Genomic DNA, 18,699 nt, shown 5'->3' with positions numbered 1-18,699 from the left:
ACGTCAGCATCACAAGAATCTCCCTTCTTCCAGAAGGAAGAGTGTCAAAAAAGACACTTAAAAAGCAGACCGCCCCTGCAATGGTTCAAAAGATCAGGTTTAGGACTTGGATTCAGGAGGGCAAAGCCAGTCTAAAAGTTCAGCCGGAATGTCTTCATAACGTTCTAGCACAAAGTCTATAAAAGCGAGATGACGCAAATCTCGCTTGTTGAGGACGGCGGTAGTTGCGACCTTTTCTAAACCAGCTTGCGACAGTAGACATGGAACGATCGCAGATAAAGGCGATGGTTTCATGATTCACCTGCCATTTGGCGTAGAATTGTTGTGGCGTCATGCCCAGTTGACAGTAGCCGTAAAGCTCAATTAAGGCTCGTTCGCGTTCGGTGATTGGACGGGGATTTCTCATCGGACTTCCTCCACAGGTTCGAGATCGTCTTCCCAAGCCGTATCCGCCACTGTCCACCGGGAACTGGGGGAACGTTGGTCTAGCCAAATCAGGTAACACCATGTCCAAGCACAGTGATGGGGAGCAAAACTGTAGAATCTGCCGATCGCAATCCCCCAGTCTGGTGATTTAAGATTATCTTGGCGATCACTTGTCCATTGCAGTTTGTCTCCGTCTCCAAAACGAGGCGGTTTGACCTGGGGAAAGTTGGCGGGTAGATGAATGGATGGGAAAAGAAATCGCCGGAAGCTGAAGTTGTGCAGTAAATCAGTGTTACCCTGACGTAGGGCATTGAGATAAAGAGCGATCGCGTTTCCGTTTAGGTTGGCGGTTAAGTCTCGGATCAGGATAGCGGCGAGGCTGTCGAGTTCGGATGGGGTGAGGTTCATCCAAGAAGCATCAAAGTCAGCGTCAGAGTAGGTAGAAAGGTGGGTGAACAGAGGCGCGATACGTGCTTCGCACACGCTTCGCGATCGCGAAATCTTCTAACGCTTGTTGATAGCCTTGCTGGTAGGTGAATTCACCAGGGGAACCGTTTGGTTTTAACATGGAAAAAGTCTCCGTTTATGGGGTAGTCACAAGTCGGCAGGAAGCGTCGGAAACTTGGTGCTGGCTTGTGACACATTTAGGTTTGTTAGCGGTTGGATAAATAGACATATCGCTGCTGGTGGATTATGTAGAGTCGGGATAATGCCTCTGGTGTATAGCGTTGGGCTTCAATGCAGATTGATTGCCAGAGGCGATTGAGGGCGTCGAGGTTGGGACAATAGCGTATAAGCGTGCGACAAGCGGCAATCCACTGTTCAATTTGGCGATAACTAACGAAGTAACCGCCGATTCCTTTGATATGTACCCAGAGGACGTTATGCCATTTTTCCCAGTTGAGGATGCGCTCTTGGGGGATGTTTAGGAGTTTGGCGATTTGCCCAAGGGTGATAACGAAGGTTTTGGGGTTGATGCGATGGCGTATGGGTTGCATGGCTTTATTGTTGGTATAGATGCTTTACCGAATTTTTGTGTCAATGCTTATCTACAATATATGCGGTAGAGCATCAATATGTAAATACCCTCCTTGAAATTAGTTTGAGTGTTCTAGTCTTCTTCTATGACGTGAAATCCAACCTGTTCTGCAATCAGGCTTAAATACTTAGATGTAGCGAGAGTCGGCTCATAAGCGCTGTTTTCCCACTGACTAACTGTCGCCTGTCGTACACCAAGCTTTTGTGCAAACTCTGCCTGAGTTAAACCCATGTGGCAACGCAGTGCTTTGATGAGTTGAGCATTCCATAGCACAGTGTCACCCACACGCTGAACTTTAAGTTTTGCTGTAGGTTGGCGGAATGTCACCCGTTGCTGCTCAAAATTCACATCCTCAACCCGATATCCAGCTTCCATCCAAGCCGAAGCTTGCAGTGCGCCTTTGCTGCGATTGCTCCACCATGCCCGTTTTTTCCGTGCTGAGTCGGGTAAGGTGTCATTCATAATTTCCTCAATTTCTGTAAAGGTGAGAATGACTTCATCTTGATTGCTCTGAGATAGAAATGCCCAGAGTGGCTGATACTTACTATCTGGCTTCATGCTGCAAAACCTCTACGCCAATCAACGTTTGTGGGTTGAGTGCTGGTGGGATTTCTTTTTTGGTGCAGTGGGAAAGGGGCATGAAGCTGTTCTAGGGGACAGGTAATCATCTCTAGGATGCCAGAAAATTTGGGAGTGCGATCGCACGAGTGCGGTCAAATTGTCATTAGTAATCGAATCCAGCCTGATCAGCGACTAACATAAGATATTTCGATGTAGCGAGAGTCGGCTCATAAGCGCTGTTTTCCCACTGGCTAACGGTTTGCTGATACACACCAAGCTTTTGGGCAAACTCTGCCGCAGTGCGCCTTTGCTGCGATTGCTCCACCATGCCCGTTTTTTGTGTGCTGAGTCGGGTAAGGTGGCATTCATGAGTTCCTCAATTTCTGCAAAGGTGAGAATGACTTCATCTTGATTACTCTGTTGCAGAAATTCCAGGAGTGGCTGGTACTTACTATCTGGCTTCATGCTGCAAAACCTCTACGCCAATCAACGTCTGTGGGTTGAAATACTGGTGGGATTTCTGGATTGGTGCAGTGGGAAAGGGGCATGAAGCTGTTCTAGGGGACAGGTAATCATCTCTAGGATGCCAGAAAATTGGGGTGTGCGATCGCTCTATCCTGCCAAATTGCCATTAGTAATCGAATCCAGCCTGATCAGCGACTCACATAAGAGGCGAATGTAGGGGCGCAAGGCTTGCGCCCTCACCCCCCCCTATCTATCCTGATGAGAAACGCTATAATCGCTGTCGCAGTTGTTCGACAAAGCTCCGTTCAACCTAAATTGAGCGTTAGCCATGCCTTGGATGAGGGTATCGAGTTCTTCTGGCGGTGGCTTCTTTGTTTGCACCCAAGCCTCAAGAATATCTGGCAAAGTCAGATGGGGTTTAACACATGAACATGAATTACGAAATTCTCGGTCAGCGCCTGCGGCTAGCGCGTGAGCGATCTCGAATAAGTCAAACTGAAGCCGCTCAAGTTATAGATGTCACGGCGGCGGCTCTAAACCAGTATGAGAGCGGGAAGCGTCGGGTGGATGCTCTTACCTTGGAGCGTCTATCTCGGCTTTACGGAGTGCCACTGCGATCGCTGTTTGGCGAAGAAACCGTTCAATCCGACTGGGAAGAAGCATTACGGCTTAATTCTGAAACTATTTCGGCTTCCAGTAAGGCGGGAATTGCCCGTTTGATTGAAAAAATTTATGCTCTAGAGGAACTCTACACTCAAACTGACACTCCTTTTCTTGGCGTTTCTCATCCACCTTTTGCTCCGCTTGCCAATCGCCTCTTACTTGAAACCGAGACGGCGGTGTTAGCGGCTCAAAAGGCTCGATATCACTACAACTTGGGAATGGCTCCTCTAATTAATTTGCGAAGCTTCTTAGAGGCTCAAGGATTAATAATATTTATCCTTCCCTTTGGCAACGAACAAAATGCTATTGCTGGGCTATTTTTGTCTCATCATAAACTGGGAAATATTATTGCTATTAACCAAGCCCATACTGATACTCGTCTCTCTTTTAGCTTGGCTCATGGACTGGCTCATTGTCTCTATCAACATGACCAACCCGCTATTCTTTGTCATTAGGGAGATACCAATCCGTTGGAATGTTTTGCTGAAAAATTTGCTGCCTATTTCCTGATTCCTTCCGCAGCATTGCAGGAACGTTTACATAGTCTGGGCGTCAAACGGGTTAGCCATCCGGCGGAAGTTGTGCATTTAGCCCACTACTTCGGTGTTAGCTATGAAGAAATGTTAATTCGATTGAATTGGGAACATCAACTCGCAGGTTCTCAGGAAGACTTTAAGTCTCCATTAATCAAGCTGGGCGGTTTAAACCGCAGCTACACAGACAAAACCCGCCTTCGCGGGTTATAACAACTATAATTTTCTACTATCTCCCAAAATGTTTATCAAAAAATAGCGGTATTTTTCAAAAAGTATGGGGTTGGATGACTTGTATACTTCAAAAACAGGTGTATCTGCTCTCTTTGTTCCGTGCAGATAATGAGATATAAATGCACATCCACTTTCCTCTTCTGGATCAACCATAATCACATTGCCATAGGGAAAGTGGGAATAAAGATAAAGTTCAAAACTACCGGGCAAACTCGCTGCCCTCAACTCATCTCTCAGGCGACTTAAAGTGACGAGAGACTGACGTATTTTGTTGACTAAGTTTGGCTCTTCTCTATCATTAGCATAGTTTTTAGCTATTTCACTGTCAGGATCGAGAATTAATATTTTGAAGTTTACGCCTCTTTGGAGTAATTCCATTACAGGCTGTTTGCACTCTGAGAAGGGTCTCTGTTCAAAGTAACTGGTAAAACTACTTAAAGCAACGCCGATTTGAACTACCTCTCGTTTCGCTTCTTGAAGAAATGCCACCTTTTGTTGCATTTGTTGCAAAGGTAGCCTCCCAATTTCATAAACTCTAGGTGAGCTAGTTTGAGTTGTGGTCAGCTTTTTTTCTAGAGTATTTTCCAAATCACTGAGGAAGATTTGACGGTCTACTGCTCTGATCGAGCTTTCGTAAATAAAGGGAATGGCTATAGCAGCCGCTAAGAACGTCCCTAAATCTCCGGTGATTTTCCAGAAAGCATCAGTTTTGTCTATGGCAAGTATACGCAACCCTAAACCGATGATAAAGAGAATAATCGCGATCGCACCCTGGTATCGCTTCAGGATACGTTCTAGGGATGCTTTAAACTCATCTGGGGAGGTTCTAGTCATGATTTTTCTGCCTCTGCTTAATATTTCGTTAAACAAACCAGTTCCCGTTTGGGATAACTTGGGGATAACATGGGATTCATAGACAATTTCATTAGTACCCTCTCCACAGTTAGATTGTCATGATGCCTTGTGCTGTTATTCTCACGGCTATTCCTGTCGAATATAAAGCAGTTCGCGCTCACTTGAGCGAGCTTCAGGAAGAAACGCACCCGGAAGGAACTATCTACGAACGCGGAAACTTCTCATCCAATGGTGGCTCATGGCAAGTTGGAATTGTGGAAATGGGTGCAGGCATTGCTGAGGCGGCTGTAGAAACTAAACGAGCCATCGATTATTTCCAGCCGAACGTTATCCTATTCGTTGGGGTAGCAGGTGGACTCAAGGATGTCAAACTTGGTGATGTGGTAGCCGCAACGAAAGTTTATGGGTACGAGTCGGGAAAAGTTGTCGAAACTTTCCAGCCAAGACCTAATGTTAGCCAAGTTAGCTATCCTTTGGAACAGCGAGCTAAGGCTGAGGCTAGAAAGGAAGAATGGTTAGAGAGGATTCAAGGTTCTAGTTCGGACTTGGAACCGGAAGCTTGGGTTGGAGCTATAGCCGCAGGCGACAAAGTAGTGGCTTCAACCCGTTCTCAAGTTTACCAGCAGCTACGTCAAAATTATGGTGATGCGCTATTGGAAATTTGACAGTCCACACAGTTGCTCAACAGTTACAGACTCCAGACAAAATCGCTCGTTTTGTACAACTTCTGGCTAAAGAGTTTGATAAAAACCAGAAATTGCCCCAGGAAACAAAAGTTATTGAATTGATCAAAGAAGTTAAAAATAACGAAAGTGCATTAAATAATTGGTTCTATCAAATCTTGGATTCTCGCGAACAATTGCTAGCTTTGGGATTAAACTTTTTTACAGGTTTGCTTGATGATCAGTTCTTTGCCGCGCTAGAAGAAATTGTAGAAAACGTTTGGCAGAAGCGTGATCCATCCTTACGCGCTCTTGATTACTGCGATTTAGATAATCTCCGCAATTTTTTCAACTTAAATCCGATTAACACAGAGGCTGATCGAGCAAAAGTTGAAGGTTGCTTCCCTCAACAACGCCGAATGTTGTTTAAAGTAGCCTGGTCTAGTCATCGCAGGCAAATCCTTGCTGCACTAGCTACAATAGAAACTCTAGTTCAGAATTCGGCAGCTAATAGGTCTTTTGAACAGGAATTATATGGAACTTCAGCACGATGTGAGCAAATTCGCCTTGTCTTAAGTGAAGCTCTAAGTGATATTGGTTGGATTTCTCCTACTGCCATACAAGACACCTTACGCCATTTAGCCGCAGATGAAGAACTAGAAGTTCAAGCAGTAGCCGCCTACGCAATGGCACGCTGGCGTGACCCAAACTATAGCCGTGAACAGGAACTATTTGAAACGCTTCACAATTGGCAAAATGATCAACGTCTAATTAGCCAATTAAAAAGTATCCTAACTAATCAGGATGAGGAAAAAACGAAGGAGCCACAAGACTATATTCGGGCTACCATTGCTCTAACAGTTAGTTACGCGGCTCTATACGATCCTCCTAATCAACTTCACCCAAAACTGTATGACTTACTCAAAAAGCTATCAGAAGATCCAAATAATTTAGTCCGCGATCGCTTTGGTTACCATACCTTACCTATAGTGGTATCATTGCATCTCGTCCAATTGCGCGATATGCTTCGTGACCTTGCACTGCAACCAAACTTAATTTCAGCAATTAGCGGGAGTTTGGCATTCGCTTACCAACTAAATCCTGAAGAAGTTCTGAGAACGCTAGAATTGTGGAGCAGCGAATGCTCTAAAAGTAAATCCAGCAATTTTACTGGTATAAAAATTACGCGATATAATTTTTTGCTAGGAACTGTAGCATTAGCCTATGGACAAATTCGGTACGATGAAGGGATTAGTACATTTACCTCTAATCAAGCATTTTACCGTTTGCGAAATATCCTTCAACGCGAGCGATATCCTTTCGTCCATAAAGTTGTTTTAATTGCAATTAAATTACTAACCACCCGATACTTTGAGCAAATCGAAGAGCTGTTACAGGATTTAGTTTCTGAGGTCAAATCAAATGAACGTAAAGAAATCGTCTATATACTAGCTGAAACTTATCTAAAACAGCGTGAAAACCTTTCAAATGGGGATGATGAGATTGAAATCAACGGTCATCGCTACTCGATTTGGAGGGATCTCAATCAGCGTCCTCGAACTGCTGTAGAAGAGGCAATGTTTCGTTGGCTAAAGGATAATTCAAAACCTGTGGCTCAACAAGTTGCAGAAGACACAGAAGTGAAGTTTTATGAGGTGCTAGATCAAGAAGAAGAGAAAAAAATTCAGGAGATACAAGACCGACAATCAAAGCAAGAATTGTACTCAAGAGAGAGTTGGGTTGATCCTGTTATTGTTAGTCAATCTAAGTCGGGTTTTTATCTCAACAAGTTAGTGCCATGGTTGGCAACTAAGAATGCAGAACGCTATCGCCCAGCTATCAGCAACCTATTGCCTAAAGCGTTTTGGCATTACCAATTACGTCGGGATATGATGACTTTTGTTCTTCGGAAGTGGAGTCATGTTTCAGATAATGAAGTAAAAACTATTTCAAGTCTTTTGAAATCTGCTTTACGGTGGGCAGCAATCCTTCCTTGGTTACTTGCCGTAGGGGGTGGAAGCTTACTGATGTTGATAATCGTTGTAGCAACGACTATAAAGTCAAATCTGTCTGAGCCTGATATAGTGCAAGCTCCAACTTCTCCAGAGCAACCAAATAACTCAAGAAAACCATCAGAAAATTTACCAGTGAATCCAGGTCAAATAGAAAATCCCTTTTATAAGGAATCTTTTCCAAAAGCTGTATGTGGTGATTCTTTGCCCCAAGACCCAAATGTATATCCGGTAAATTTCTATCCTGTTTACATTGATTACAGCGAGAATAATTTGACTAAGGTCAAGTCAAGTTTTTGTCAAGATGCTCAGAAAAAGACCAGGGAAGCAACAGGTAATCTATCTATACAAGTTGCTTCTTTCGCTACCATTGATCGTGCTGAAGCTTTTAAAGATTTTATGATAGATAATTTTGGTAGTGGAGAAGTTGGAGAACCGAATCAAATAGAGTTCCCAGAGTAATTATGGGACAAGGCGTTTTTGGTTGGTCAGTTGTTTGAAGCTAGCTTGTAATCTTTGTCAGTTGTTGGTGCGATCGCGTATTTGGCGGCGACAGTGGCGAACACTTCACACGGACAACTCCCAATCTTCCAGGCGTAACCCTTCGACACGACTAAATTCGCGGGTATTGTGGGTGACTAGGATTAAGTCGTTGGCAAGAGCAATTGCTGCAATCTGAAGGTCATTCGGACCAATAGGAGTCCCTGAAGCTTCTAGTCGCGCCCGGATACGCCCGTAGACGGCTGCTGCATTGCCATCAAACCGAAGACTGACTAACTCGCTGAAAAACTCCTGATACAACGCCAAATTACTCTCCAGGCGAGTACCTTTATAGGCACCATAATAGAGTTCAGCTTTGACAATATCGCACAGCACGATGTCTTGCCGTGGAATAGTCATCACTTTCTCAACAACTGCTGAATTTCGACGAGTCAGATAGAGAATACAGGTATTCGTATCTAACAGATAAATCACAAAAGTTCCCAAAGCCGCTGCTCATATTCTCCTTGTTCTCCGCGTGTCAATGGTTCCCCTTGCCACTTTCCTGCTGTCTTCTCAAAAAAACCAGGAGACCAGCCTAACTCGTCGGGTGTTTTAGGAATTGATTTTGTGTCAGTTTGGTTAAGTCTTTGGGATTGAATGGCTGCTTCTATAATATGCGTTAACTCGGCTGGCAGTGAGCGCTGGTGTTTCTGAGCTAGCCCCTTCAGTTTTTCAATAACTAGGGGATCTAAAGCTTCACTCGTAACTTGCTCCCGCAGTCTAGCAATCACAACCTCCCTATCCGTTTTTTCGTCAAGGGTAAGCTGTTTAAAACTAACTTCTACTTGGCGAGTAATTTCTTCTAACCACGCTTCATAGTGTTTATCTCGCTTCTCTAATAATTGTAAAGCTTCAACAATTACTTCATAAGCCGTTTGATATTGACCACTTTTAAGCTTTTCTTGAATTAATTGTTCCGCTTCTGGTGTTAGGGTTATATTCATCGCCTCAATATCTCCAGGTTGATTCCATGAAAACTTTGAAACCTTTATCGGTGACTACTGCCTTCATTTTATTAATTCTACCAACTACCAAGACGTACAGTATATCCAAGATAGTGTTGGGCTTCATTCTAGTTCGTTCACTGAACTGCAAATTCCGCTTTCCGGTAATTCCTCCCGTGGGTGGCATAATAATTAATTCTCCAATGCTAGCGTCTGGACTTCCTGAATGCGGACAAAATCACTGTCAGCCGAGACTATGGTTAAACCGTAGCTTATGGCTGTCGCCGCAATCCATAAATCGTTGTCGCTAAAACCCAGTTTCTGAATTGTGGTTTTTCTCGCTTGTTTTTTGTCCTTGGGTCCGAAATGCTGTAATAGTCTCGCTTTAAGTCTACCGTAGCAATCTGAGATATCCTGATCAATTAGATAGATATTGATGTTATCTAAAAAGGGAGAAAATCTCTGATAATTTTCTGCGACTTTTTTAGATCGCTCTATCATAAAAATAAGTTCACCACGAGTAATCGCACTGATACCTACTCCTTGGCTGCTCTTTTCTTGAAGTCTTTGAACGACATCAGGATTGGCGGCGATAATCTGACTACAGTGATTCGTATCCAGCAAATACACGCTTAGAACTCCGCTTCAGTGCGATTGTCGTAAACAGCTTCCAGACATTCATCGAGATCGTCACCAACCCAAGTTCCTACATATTGTAGTAAATCTCCGGCGGTTGAACCACGCCAAACAATGCTCTGATTTGTGGCATCATCGGGGCGTCGTGTCGGCTGTTCAAGCTGAAGTTGTGTCACACCTCTGTCGTAATCCATTTCAAATAAGGTGTCATCTAACCAACTCTTAAATTCTGGGTTATCTGTATACTGGCGATAGGCTTCAGTGTGGTCAAAGATAAAGTCTTGAAAGGCATCTTCTAGCTTTTTCTCAAAGGTAATGCGAGCGTTTTGGCGATCTGAAGAATTCTTGGCATTTTGATACTCTTCATCTTGACTTACTTCTCTGGGTAAGTCTTCTAGTAAAAAATGTTTTTAGACTTTCCCAGTAGGTATTTCGGAACGTGCGGATTTGCACCATAAATTGGTAGTTACGCACAAACGACTTAGCTTTTACTTTAAAGTCGATTTTTTCGTCTTCATCCAAATCTTGCTTGTAAGTTTCGACGCAAGCATTTAGAATTGGGTCAAGTTGTTCGCGATCGACACCTTCAAGAAATCGTGCCATAAATTGGTTAACATTCTCTGGAGAATAAACCTGATAACCATCCAGGGCATCTTGGAGATTATTGAGGCGATCAAGGTCAGTTTCTTCGCTGAGAATTGTGGTTTTGTAGAAGGGAGCAAAGGCAGATTTTATCCCATCAACGGTGTTGACAAAATCAAGAATAAATGTATCAGTTTTACTGGGATAGGCACGATTGAGACGGGACAGAGTTTGAACCGCTTTGACATCGGATAGGGGTTTGTCCACATACAGGGTGTGAAGTAGGGGTTCGTCAAACCCAGTTTGATACTTATTAGCGACGATGAGAAAGCGATACTCATTTTTTCTAAATGCTTCGGGAATAGTATGACCCGGAAAGCCATTCATCGAGTTTTCGTCTTCGATTCTACCATCGACTTCTTTTCGTCCAGAAAAAGCCACAATGGTTCAAGTCGGTTTGATCCAGAGTAAACCGCAGTACAATCAACCTGTCGATACCCGACTCCGTATGAACTTCAAGTGGGTAAGAGCAACAAACCCAAACATAAACGTTTTCAGGCTGATAACTCTTGCCCACCCTAGATCAAATTAGTTTCTGTTAGAACCGCTTACACGCTACCAACCATGGGTTTTTTCGGTAACGATTGACGCAAGCGATCGCCATATAAGGCTAACGCATTCCCCGCCAACAACAGTCCCAGATGTTCCCGGTCATAATCCGCCACCGTTGCAGCATCCTGGACACAACCGTGCAGCACACCATCCCAGTGACCATAATCCCCAGAGAAACAGGCTAAATGCTTGCCAATCTCACCCATCGCCACGGGTAAATACGCCGGACCGGGATCATCAGATTCAAAGGAGGTAAAAATTTGACCCCGTTCAAAATACTCGAAGGGGTCACGGTGACGCAGGTGATAATGTTCATACAAACTGGCATCCTCAATTTTGGTCGGATCATGTGCCGCATTCCACAATAAATCAAACAGGTTTTTCGCCTGAGAGATAATATTGACATTATCCCGACCCCCTTTTTCCTGGATCATCAACTTGGTGAATTCCATCAAAGACGGGCGATAGGGATGTTTGGGGTCAAAGTCGCGAATCCGCTTTTCCCAATGTTCATGGAACGCATGGGCTAAATCCGGTAGCCAACCACACCCGCCTTCTAAAAAGCCAACCCGCAGGCTGGGGAATTGTTCAAACGCCCCATCAAATACCATCCGCGCTAATGCTAACTGTTGCTGGTTGCGCTGGACAAAAATGTGGTTGAGGACAAAGGTTTCTAGATGATCCGCAATGCCGCCTACCATGTAGGAACCGGGTCCACCGTGAATCCCTAAGCCAATATCCAAGTCTACCGCCGCCTGTAAAATCGGGCGGAAGTCAGGATGGCTAATTGCCTTACAGGTGCGGATTTCGGGGAATGCATCGGGGGCTTTGGGATGAGGAATCGGCATATTGGGCGCAACCGCGACGCTAATCATCCCCAGTTCATTGACGCAGCGATACATTTCCTTAACCGCTTCATCCACATCCTGAAGACAAATAACGCCAATGGGTTTGAGGCGATTATCGTACCCTCGGCAATCATCCGCCATGTAATTGTTATAGGCGCGGCAGAGTGCGATCGCAAAGTCTTTATCCAGAATACTCGAAAAGATCAGATTCAGGGTGCCATAGATCACATGGACATCAATCCCCTCTTGATCCATGTGTTCAATCCGCACCCGATTGAACATCGCACCCAACGTGGTATCGGGATGCAGATTGCGAAAGCCACCTTTCCCTAACCCTTGAGGTTGGGGAAACATCCGCAAAAAGTCATTCTTCCCGGTTTCTGGATTGAAGTCGATAATCTTTGCCCGTTGATCACCGAGACTATCAATCACCAAACCGACGCGATCGCGATATTCTGGTTCTAGATAATCCCGCATAATCATCGGATTCTCTAGCTTATGAGCATCCGCATCGATCACTAGCAAGTCTTGATACATTCTCACTCCTCAACTTGTTGATGAAGGCTTAAGTCTTTAATGTTACTAAATGTTACGAGTTCGGGCTATGGGAAAAGAAGGCAGATGGCAGGAGGCAGGAGGCAGGAGGCAGGAGGCAGAAGGCAGAAGGCAGAAGGCAGTAATAAGGATTCAGACACAGAGGATAAGAGAACTTCCCCATCTTCCAGAGGTTCCACCGGAACGTCTCTACTACCCCATCTTCCCCATCTTCCCCATCACCTCACCCCTTCCGAGCGGGGCGCAAGCCAAACCAGTTCTCGAATGACCAAGACAGGGAGGCGAGGATAGTGATACCCGGATATTTGCGAAACGCGGGTTCATTCTTCTCAAAGAACGCATGTCCCCCTAAGGCAAACACTTGGGTGAGGACGACGCAAATCAAGGTTAACCGCCAATCATAGAATAGTAGGACAACGGCTGCGATCGCGAGTAGGTTAGTGAGGTGGTGCAGCCTCTGATTGATCGGATGCCGATGAGAGGCGATGAAATGGGCTTTTGCTTCTTGGAAGTTGTTCAACAATGGGACTCTCCTACAGTGACACTCAACTCAGCCAGCTTAAATTATTGTAGTCATAATACGCGGATGTGCATAAAAATTAGCTATTCCCCGTTTCCTGTTCCCTGGCGGTTTAAGCCGGAGCGTTATCGGTAAAAACAACACTCTCTGGAGACGTTCCACCAGAGGAGTCTCTACAAATCATCTGGAATGGTACTGACTTAAAGACACCCGCCCGGAGTTTAAACTCCGGGCTAAAAGCTCAAGTCCACTAAAGTGGACTAAAACTTTTAATCCGAATGGTACTAACTTAAAGCTGATAGATAGTGCCTAACCTAGGGTATAGCAAGAGTTCCGGCGATTCCAAAAGGCTTAAGTCAGTGCCATTATTCTTGGTCTAGTCAGCTTTAGCTGACTTTCGCTTGGGTTCCTTGGGTTTAAACCCAAGGCTAACTTAAGGCTGGTGGGCAATGCCCACCCTACGGTATATCAATGACATAAACGAATGACTAATTCCACTCCAAAGGATCTAACTTATAATACTGTTTCAATTGCCGATAAAGTGCGGCGTGTTTCCTCACCATTTGCTTAGGTTTTTCAAAGAACGTCTCTGTCGCCACAGCAAAAAATTCAGCCGGGTCAGTTGCACCATATTTATTCATCACTGTTTTTCTACCGCGTCGAGCATCCCGTTGTAATTGCTGATACTCTTGGGTAAAGACCTGCGCCCACGTCCGATAATCCGGCTTAGATTCTAGCTTCGGTACACCGTTAATCATTCCATCAGTTTGATCGAGTTGATGGGCAAATTCATGGAGAACCACGTTATGTCCATCCTGCCAATTCTGGATATCATATTCGATTTGCTGCCAGGATAGAACCAGTTGATCTCGCGTCCACGATTCTCCCAATCTCACTTCATCTCTTTCTTCTACGATATAATCACTGATTCGCTTTGTTGGTTTGACTCGATAGGCGCTGGGATAAACCAGAATTGAAACCAAATTGGGATAATATTCATGGCTATTATTCAGTAAAAGCAGGCAAGCTTGAGTCGCGATCGTCAGTTTAATTTCGTCAGTAATCTGCAATCCTTTACAGCCAATAAACTGTTTTTCCGCTAAGAAAACCGCAATGTAACCCTGGAGTTTTCGCTGTCGGGATTGAGGGAGACGGTGATAAAATGGCAATGTTTGCTCGATAAACGCTTGCCAATGCCGAGGAAACGGTTTATTTCGGATACGGTTACGTCGCCATTTAGTTAGAAGTGGACTGAATAGAACCCAAGCGCAAATCCCAACAATAATTACTAAAACAATAATCGCTTCAACCATATATTTATTTTAAGCTGTAGCCCTCGATTCCAGCACCTCTCCATCCTCCTTTATATCCTTTATCGGTGGGGAATAGGGTGGAAGAAGTAAGCAAGAGGTGAAGTTAACAGATTACTGATAATCCAAGAAATCGTAGAGGATTTCATCCGGTTCATCTTCTATGTCTTCCCAGTCATCAGATACCACCGGATCTGTCAATGGTTGTTTCTGCTGAGTTGTCTGGGTGGGTGAGGAAACGGCTGTTGAGGTATGATTATCTTTGACCTGACTCAACGCTGTGACTTGTTGACTGAGGCGGTCAACTTTTTCGGCGAGGCTATTCAATTGTTCGACAGTAGCATAGCGTTTACTTTCTGCCTCTAGCTGAAAAAATTGAGTCAAGATTTCCACAACCGCCGAATCAATAGAGTCTAGCTGGTTTTGCTCTTGGTAAGTCTTCAGAACTGAATAGAGGGATGAGGGAATAGAAATATGGGAAATATTTTTATTATAATTCATGGTTGTTGTAACTAAAACAATGAGTTAAAATGCCAGTCTATATCTAGATTAATTCTCGGTAACAAATACGAGGTAAACTTATAGGTAAGTAGGTTAGTGGAAAGAAAGCCAACTCGATTAAGTTCTCTAATTCTTCCTCAAACCCTTACATATCTTTTCCTTTTAAACGACCTTGTCTAACTTCAGCTTCTGAACTATCTGCATAAATACTCGCGGTAATCACGCGATTCGTGACCTCCTCTAAATAGGAACGCAACGTTTCATTCAGTTCCTGAAATTCGGGCCACAGGGTTTCGTTAACAAAGCTAACGGGAACACGAGCCATCACTGTGGTATATTTTTGCCGATAATAGCGATAGGGTTCAATCCCGTAGCGACGTAATAAGGCTAAAAATAGCTTCTTTGACCACATATCCGTCAACGTGAATTTGTATTCCACAGGGGGATCAAGCTTTTGCACGTCGCTGAGTTTTTCACGGATACGTTCCAGAGCATTCGCCGCCGCTACTTTTTCCCCTGTCGTGGTTGCACCTGCAAATAAGGCTTCAATGCGTTGTAGTTTTTCAGCCAGCTTTTGTTCTTCTGTCAACATGGTTCCTTCACGGCTTCAAGTCGAGTTGACCTTAGATTGCTAATATATCACTAAGTAGTCGGACTTTCATTAAAGTTAACGGTTGAGATTAGGGAACAGCTCATCTGGCAACAGGCAACAGTAAGGATTTGAGGCTTGTTAACATTTCTTAGTAAGTAGGTGGACACAATTAACGTGAACGGTTGAGATTAGGGAACAGGGAACAGGGAACAGGGAACAGTAAGGGTTTGAGGTTTGTTTACAAAATTAGAGGTTTGATGGTGTCAATAAGCTGTTTGGCATTTAAACCTTCATGTAAATAATGATGAAATCCTGGTAGTGCGAGCATCTTGCTCGCTACCCATTCCCAATTTAAATGCGTGACAGCTTAGATTTAACTGGATAACAGAGGAAACTTTTTTCCCGTACTTAGCAAGTCCGCAAACGCCTCAGCCGATAAGGGCGGACTAAACCAATAGCCTTGGATTTCATCACAGTGATGTCCTTTGAGGAAATTCAATTGACTGAGCGTCTCCACTCCTTCGGCTACAACTTTTAACTTGAGACTACGAGCCATTTGTAAAATTGCTGTAGTAATCGCTTCATCACGGCTATCTTCAGTTAATTGACAGACAAAAGAGCGGTCAATTTTTAAGACATCAAAGGGAAACTTTTTTAACTGACTTAAGGCAGAATAGCCTGTACCAAAATCATCGATAGAAATACGAATCCCTAAAGACTTAAATCGCTTTAATGTCGCGATCGCGGCTTCGGGATTTTGCACTAATGTACTTTCGGTTAGTTCTAATTCTAAATAATGGGGATTCAATCCCGTTTTGTTGAGGATATCCACAACCAAATCCACTAAATTAGACTGATTAAACTGACGAGGTGATAAATTCACAGCAATTCGTAAAGGATAAATTCCCTGATCTTGCCAGACTCGCGCTTGCTGACAGGCTTGTCTGAATACCCATTCCCCCAATGGCACAATTAGTCCAGTTTTTTCGGCTAAGGGAATAAATTCAACGGGCGAAATAATCCCCCGTTGGGGATGATTCCAGCGCACTAAGGCTTCCGCCCCCTCAATCTGTCCGGTGAGCAGATTGACTTTCGGTTGATAATAAAGCTGAAATTCTTGTCGTTCTAAGGCTTGACGCATTTGGGTTTCTAGCTCAAACGCTTCTTGAGATTTTGCGCCAATGGAGGCAATGTAAAACTGATAGCGACGATGTCCCGGTTGTTTGGCTTCTTCTCTGGCGACACTAGCATGTCTAATTAGGGTGTCAAGATCTCGACCATCACGTCCTAAAATGGCGATACCAATGTAGGTAGATAGGAAGATTTGATGGGAGTCTACCTGAAACGGCAAATCAAATGCCTTTAACAAGGTTTCGACAATTTGAATACTCTCAGGTTTGTGATAACTTCGACTCAAGAGAATGATAAAATGATCACTACCGATTTGGGCGATCGCATCCTGCTGTCCTAACTGACGGTGTAAGCGTTCGACAACGGCTTGGAGTAATTGATCACCAATGGCAAGTCCTAGGGTATTGTTGAGTTGGTTGAGTTGTTCAATTTCCAACGACAAGAGATAAATCTGGCGTTTACCCTGATTTCCCGGTTTCTCTAGCTGATTAAAGCGTTTCTGGAGTAACCGACGATTGGGCAGATTGGGATTGATGATAGACTGCTGTTGGCGTAATTTTACCTTTTGTAATCGCGCCGCGATCGCACTGAGGATTTGGGCGCGAGTAAAGGGCTTGGTCACGTAATCATCCGCCCCCAATGTCATACCCTGACGCATATCCGCCTGTTTTGTCTTGGCGGTGAGGAAGATAAAGGGAATCGTCGCCGTTGAGGGGTCTTGTTGCAGGATCTGGAGTACACCATAACCATCCAATCCCGGCATCAGGATATCGCAGATAATCAAATCAGGTTGTTTGGTTTGAGCCAATTTCACCCCTGTGTTACCATTATCGGCACCGAGCGTCTCGAATCCTTCCGCGTTCAGGAGTTTAAGTAGATTCCTGTGAATGGCTTTTTCGTCTTCAATTACTAAAATTGTCGTCATGACTATAGCTCGCTGGATATCTCGCCCAATGGGAGCAAGTTGGAAAACGAGGCGAGTATTATCGCTTTCCTGTTGAACAGGTTAGAAGTTAGGAGGTAGAACCCAATCCTGGTAAAATGCTGGGCTTGTCAAAGCCAGGGGAAATGATGACTTAGATGTTCGTTGATGGTTATGTACAGTATTTTAAAATTAAACAGTTAAAACCCATAGAAATTCATTGATATTTGTTACTATTTTTTCTTTTTGTAGAGAAAATAATGGAGTTTTGATTGTGATTCTTTGATGACCCCAGACGTGGATAGTTGTCGCCGTTTTTAGGGAAAAGGCGCGAGTTCCGATTCTAATCTCTAGTCCCAGTCTGCTGACTCTGGCATTTTATCCTTGGTGTTCGCCCATCAAGGGTAAGCGAACCGTAAACGTCGTACCTACACCAATGTCGCTGGTTACGTCGATTTCACCGTGGTGCAGATCAACACATTGCTTAACAATCGCTAACCCCAATCCCGTCCCCGCGATCGCGCCCACATTGTTTCCCCGATAGAAAAAATCAAACAGGTGGGGTATATCCTCTGAGGGAATACCAATTCCCTGATCCTGAATCTCAAAGCAAGCCTTCTCTCCCTCACGAGTAAGGCGGAATCGAATCGTACCGCCCACGGGAGAATATTTAATCGCATTGGATAGCAAGTTCGACAGGAGTTGGCGCAGTAGTTTTTCATCCACCATTGCGGGTAAACACGTCACTTGACTAACAAAGGCGAGGGTACAGGCTTGATTCTCATCATGGGTTAAATGTTTGAGCGTTAAACCCTGCTGAACGTGAGATACTAACCGTTGACAAAAGTCATGAAGTTCCACAGGGGTGGGAGTAAAGGGGAGTTGTTCCCCATCAGCCGTACCGACAAACTGCATATTTTCCAGCAATTGCAGCATTTGTTGTACCGTTTCCTGAATCAGATGCAACTGTTCCACTTGTTCTGCTTTTGTCCATTGGTAATGTTCCAACAATTCAGCCGTAGACAGAATCGTCGTCAGGGGGGTACGGAATTCATGAGCAGTGATGGATAGAACCTGAGATTTTAAGTCTCCCCGTTGTTTTTCTTGAGCTAAAGCATTAAGAATTTCGGCGTCTGCTGGCTGAGATTTGTCCATTTCTGACTTGAGTTGAGGGTGTTCCGAGAGACTCTCTTGTGGCTGTTGTGCTGACGCTGATGTTGAGGAGGGTGTATGAGTGAGAATTTGCTCAACACCCATCACAATTAAGGATTCAGGAGAAATGTCCAGGCGAGTTGCTATATCCTGCAACTTCACCCAATGGTCATCGGTCAGAGTAATCGCGATCGTTGGCATCTCAGGTTAGTGATTGAGATGCTACCAGTTTAGCTTTGAGGATGGGGGGATGGGGAGATCTCATAAGGGTAGGTTTTTTAAGATTGGGGTGGAGGTAAGACAAGGGAGACAGGTAGACCAGTAGACAAGGAAGAGTGAGAACGAAAAATCGGGCGTTTCGGCTTTTAGAAGTGAGTTTGACCGAACCTAATTTTGTACGG

At 44.4% G+C, this 18,699-nt stretch carries 20 protein-coding genes and 2 pseudogenes; 3 read left to right on the top strand and 19 right to left on the bottom strand.

Annotated features, from left to right (window positions below; all coding sequences use genetic code 11):
* Positions 1–154: 154 nt before the first annotated feature.
* From RIE73_RS11950 to RIE73_RS11925, 6 genes and pseudogenes are all read right to left on the bottom strand, one after another.
* Positions 155–406, bottom strand: a complete 252-nt coding sequence (locus tag RIE73_RS11950) for a hypothetical protein (protein ID WP_446401379.1) — start codon at positions 404–406, stop codon at positions 155–157.
* Positions 403–834, bottom strand: a complete 432-nt coding sequence (locus tag RIE73_RS11945; protein WP_446401378.1) for a hypothetical protein — start codon at positions 832–834, stop codon at positions 403–405. The genes RIE73_RS11950 and RIE73_RS11945 overlap by 4 nt, the downstream gene beginning before the upstream one ends.
* Before the next feature lie 22 nt (positions 835–856).
* A complete protein-coding gene (locus RIE73_RS11940) occupies positions 857–994 on the bottom strand; it encodes a hypothetical protein (RefSeq protein ID WP_446401377.1) in 138 nt (45 codons plus the stop codon).
* An 85-nt stretch (positions 995–1,079) separates the two neighbouring features.
* Complete coding sequence (locus RIE73_RS11935) at positions 1,080–1,424, bottom strand: hypothetical protein (protein WP_446401376.1); 345 nt, start codon at positions 1,422–1,424, stop codon at positions 1,080–1,082.
* 113 nt (positions 1,425–1,537) lie between these two features.
* Positions 1,538–2,023 carry a helix-turn-helix domain-containing protein gene (locus RIE73_RS11930; RefSeq protein ID WP_446401375.1) on the bottom strand — a complete coding sequence of 162 codons (486 nt, stop codon included), beginning with the start codon at positions 2,021–2,023 and terminating at the stop codon, positions 1,538–1,540.
* Positions 2,024–2,189: 166 nt separating this feature from the next.
* Positions 2,190–2,491 (bottom strand): annotated as a pseudogene (locus RIE73_RS11925) (helix-turn-helix domain-containing protein).
* Between the two features lie 425 nt (positions 2,492–2,916).
* Here RIE73_RS11925 and RIE73_RS11920 point away from each other — a divergent pair.
* Positions 2,917–3,900, top strand: a pseudogene (locus tag RIE73_RS11920) (helix-turn-helix domain-containing protein).
* 3 nt (positions 3,901–3,903) lie between these two features.
* Here the strand turns inward: RIE73_RS11920 and RIE73_RS11915 are convergent.
* A complete protein-coding gene (locus RIE73_RS11915) occupies positions 3,904–4,755 on the bottom strand; it encodes a DUF5919 domain-containing protein (protein WP_446401374.1) in 852 nt (283 codons plus the stop codon).
* 119 nt (positions 4,756–4,874) lie between these two features.
* On the opposite strand from RIE73_RS11915, the gene RIE73_RS11910 reads away from it, so the two are divergent.
* Positions 4,875–5,441, top strand: coding sequence for a 5'-methylthioadenosine/S-adenosylhomocysteine nucleosidase family protein (locus tag RIE73_RS11910; RefSeq protein WP_446401373.1), 567 nt, complete (start codon positions 4,875–4,877; stop codon positions 5,439–5,441).
* Positions 5,438–7,912, top strand: a complete 2,475-nt coding sequence (locus RIE73_RS11905; protein ID WP_446401372.1) for a hypothetical protein — start codon at positions 5,438–5,440, stop codon at positions 7,910–7,912. Before RIE73_RS11910 ends, RIE73_RS11905 begins: the two co-directional genes overlap by 4 nt.
* Positions 7,913–8,017: 105 nt before the next feature.
* On the opposite strand, the gene vapC is transcribed toward RIE73_RS11905, so the two are convergent.
* The 12 genes from vapC to RIE73_RS11845 form a co-directional block, all read right to left on the bottom strand.
* Positions 8,018–8,425, bottom strand: a complete 408-nt coding sequence (gene vapC / locus RIE73_RS11900) for a type II toxin-antitoxin system tRNA(fMet)-specific endonuclease VapC (protein WP_446401371.1) — start codon at positions 8,423–8,425, stop codon at positions 8,018–8,020.
* Positions 8,422–8,937 (bottom strand): ribbon-helix-helix domain-containing protein, encoded by a 516-nt coding sequence (locus RIE73_RS11895; RefSeq protein ID WP_446401370.1) that lies wholly within the window; start codon positions 8,935–8,937, stop codon positions 8,422–8,424. Before RIE73_RS11895 ends, vapC begins: the two co-directional genes overlap by 4 nt.
* 192 nt (positions 8,938–9,129) lie before the next feature.
* Entirely contained in the window at positions 9,130–9,567 is a 438-nt protein-coding gene (locus RIE73_RS11890) for a type II toxin-antitoxin system VapC family toxin (RefSeq protein WP_446401369.1), read from the bottom strand.
* A gap of 2 nt (positions 9,568–9,569) precedes the next feature.
* Positions 9,570–9,767, bottom strand: coding sequence for a hypothetical protein (locus tag RIE73_RS11885; protein WP_446401368.1), 198 nt, complete (start codon positions 9,765–9,767; stop codon positions 9,570–9,572).
* Positions 9,768–9,936: 169 nt separating this feature from the next.
* Entirely contained in the window at positions 9,937–10,596 is a 660-nt protein-coding gene (locus tag RIE73_RS11880; protein ID WP_446401367.1) for a type I restriction enzyme subunit R domain-containing protein, read from the bottom strand.
* 167 nt (positions 10,597–10,763) lie between these two features.
* Positions 10,764–12,152: an amidohydrolase family protein gene (locus RIE73_RS11875; protein ID WP_446401366.1), complete on the bottom strand. Its 1,389-nt coding sequence runs from the start codon at positions 12,150–12,152 to the stop codon at positions 10,764–10,766.
* 241 nt (positions 12,153–12,393) lie between these two features.
* The gene (locus tag RIE73_RS11870; protein WP_446401394.1) at positions 12,394–12,690 is read right to left on the bottom strand and encodes an Mpo1-like protein; all 297 of its coding nucleotides are present in this window, start codon (positions 12,688–12,690) and stop codon (positions 12,394–12,396) included.
* Positions 12,691–13,178: 488 nt separating this feature from the next.
* Complete coding sequence (locus RIE73_RS11865) at positions 13,179–14,003, bottom strand: M90 family metallopeptidase (protein ID WP_446401365.1); 825 nt, start codon at positions 14,001–14,003, stop codon at positions 13,179–13,181.
* 111 nt (positions 14,004–14,114) lie between these two features.
* The gene (locus RIE73_RS11860; RefSeq protein ID WP_446401364.1) at positions 14,115–14,501 is read right to left on the bottom strand and encodes a hypothetical protein; all 387 of its coding nucleotides are present in this window, start codon (positions 14,499–14,501) and stop codon (positions 14,115–14,117) included.
* Between the two features lie 145 nt (positions 14,502–14,646).
* Complete coding sequence (locus tag RIE73_RS11855) at positions 14,647–15,093, bottom strand: hypothetical protein (protein ID WP_446401363.1); 447 nt, start codon at positions 15,091–15,093, stop codon at positions 14,647–14,649.
* 373 nt (positions 15,094–15,466) lie between these two features.
* The gene (locus RIE73_RS11850; RefSeq protein WP_446401362.1) at positions 15,467–17,149 is read right to left on the bottom strand and encodes an EAL domain-containing response regulator; all 1,683 of its coding nucleotides are present in this window, start codon (positions 17,147–17,149) and stop codon (positions 15,467–15,469) included.
* Positions 17,150–17,524: 375 nt separating this feature from the next.
* A complete protein-coding gene (locus RIE73_RS11845; RefSeq protein WP_446401361.1) occupies positions 17,525–18,499 on the bottom strand; it encodes a sensor histidine kinase in 975 nt (324 codons plus the stop codon).
* Between the last annotated feature and the right edge of the window lie 200 nt (positions 18,500–18,699).

It is taken from the genome of Coleofasciculus sp. C1-SOL-03, from assembly GCF_040220555.1.
Taxonomy (GTDB): domain Bacteria; phylum Cyanobacteriota; class Cyanobacteriia; order Cyanobacteriales; family Coleofasciculaceae; genus Coleofasciculus.
The sequence above is the reverse complement of the archived record's forward strand: the minus strand, read 5'-3'. Positions and strand labels throughout refer to the sequence as shown.

Coding starts and splice junctions, on each gene's coding strand:
- RIE73_RS11950 (WP_446401379.1), bottom strand. CDS start 406: ATGAGAAATCCCCGTCCAATCACCGAACGCGAACGAGCCTTAATTGAG.
- RIE73_RS11945 (WP_446401378.1), bottom strand. CDS start 834: ATGAACCTCACCCCATCCGAACTCGACAGCCTCGCCGCTATCCTGATC.
- RIE73_RS11940 (WP_446401377.1), bottom strand. CDS start 994: ATGTTAAAACCAAACGGTTCCCCTGGTGAATTCACCTACCAGCAAGGC.
- RIE73_RS11935 (WP_446401376.1), bottom strand. CDS start 1,424: ATGCAACCCATACGCCATCGCATCAACCCCAAAACCTTCGTTATCACC.
- RIE73_RS11930 (WP_446401375.1), bottom strand. CDS start 2,023: ATGAAGCCAGATAGTAAGTATCAGCCACTCTGGGCATTTCTATCTCAG.
- RIE73_RS11915 (WP_446401374.1), bottom strand. CDS start 4,755: ATGACTAGAACCTCCCCAGATGAGTTTAAAGCATCCCTAGAACGTATC.
- RIE73_RS11910 (WP_446401373.1), top strand. CDS start 4,875: ATGATGCCTTGTGCTGTTATTCTCACGGCTATTCCTGTCGAATATAAA.
- RIE73_RS11895 (WP_446401370.1), bottom strand. CDS start 8,937: ATGAATATAACCCTAACACCAGAAGCGGAACAATTAATTCAAGAAAAG.
- RIE73_RS11885 (WP_446401368.1), bottom strand. CDS start 9,767: ATGGATTACGACAGAGGTGTGACACAACTTCAGCTTGAACAGCCGACA.
- RIE73_RS11875 (WP_446401366.1), bottom strand. CDS start 12,152: ATGTATCAAGACTTGCTAGTGATCGATGCGGATGCTCATAAGCTAGAG.
- RIE73_RS11865 (WP_446401365.1), bottom strand. CDS start 14,003: ATGGTTGAAGCGATTATTGTTTTAGTAATTATTGTTGGGATTTGCGCT.
- RIE73_RS11860 (WP_446401364.1), bottom strand. CDS start 14,501: ATGAATTATAATAAAAATATTTCCCATATTTCTATTCCCTCATCCCTC.
- RIE73_RS11855 (WP_446401363.1), bottom strand. CDS start 15,093: ATGTTGACAGAAGAACAAAAGCTGGCTGAAAAACTACAACGCATTGAA.
- RIE73_RS11850 (WP_446401362.1), bottom strand. CDS start 17,149: ATGACGACAATTTTAGTAATTGAAGACGAAAAAGCCATTCACAGGAAT.
- RIE73_RS11845 (WP_446401361.1), bottom strand. CDS start 18,499: ATGCCAACGATCGCGATTACTCTGACCGATGACCATTGGGTGAAGTTG.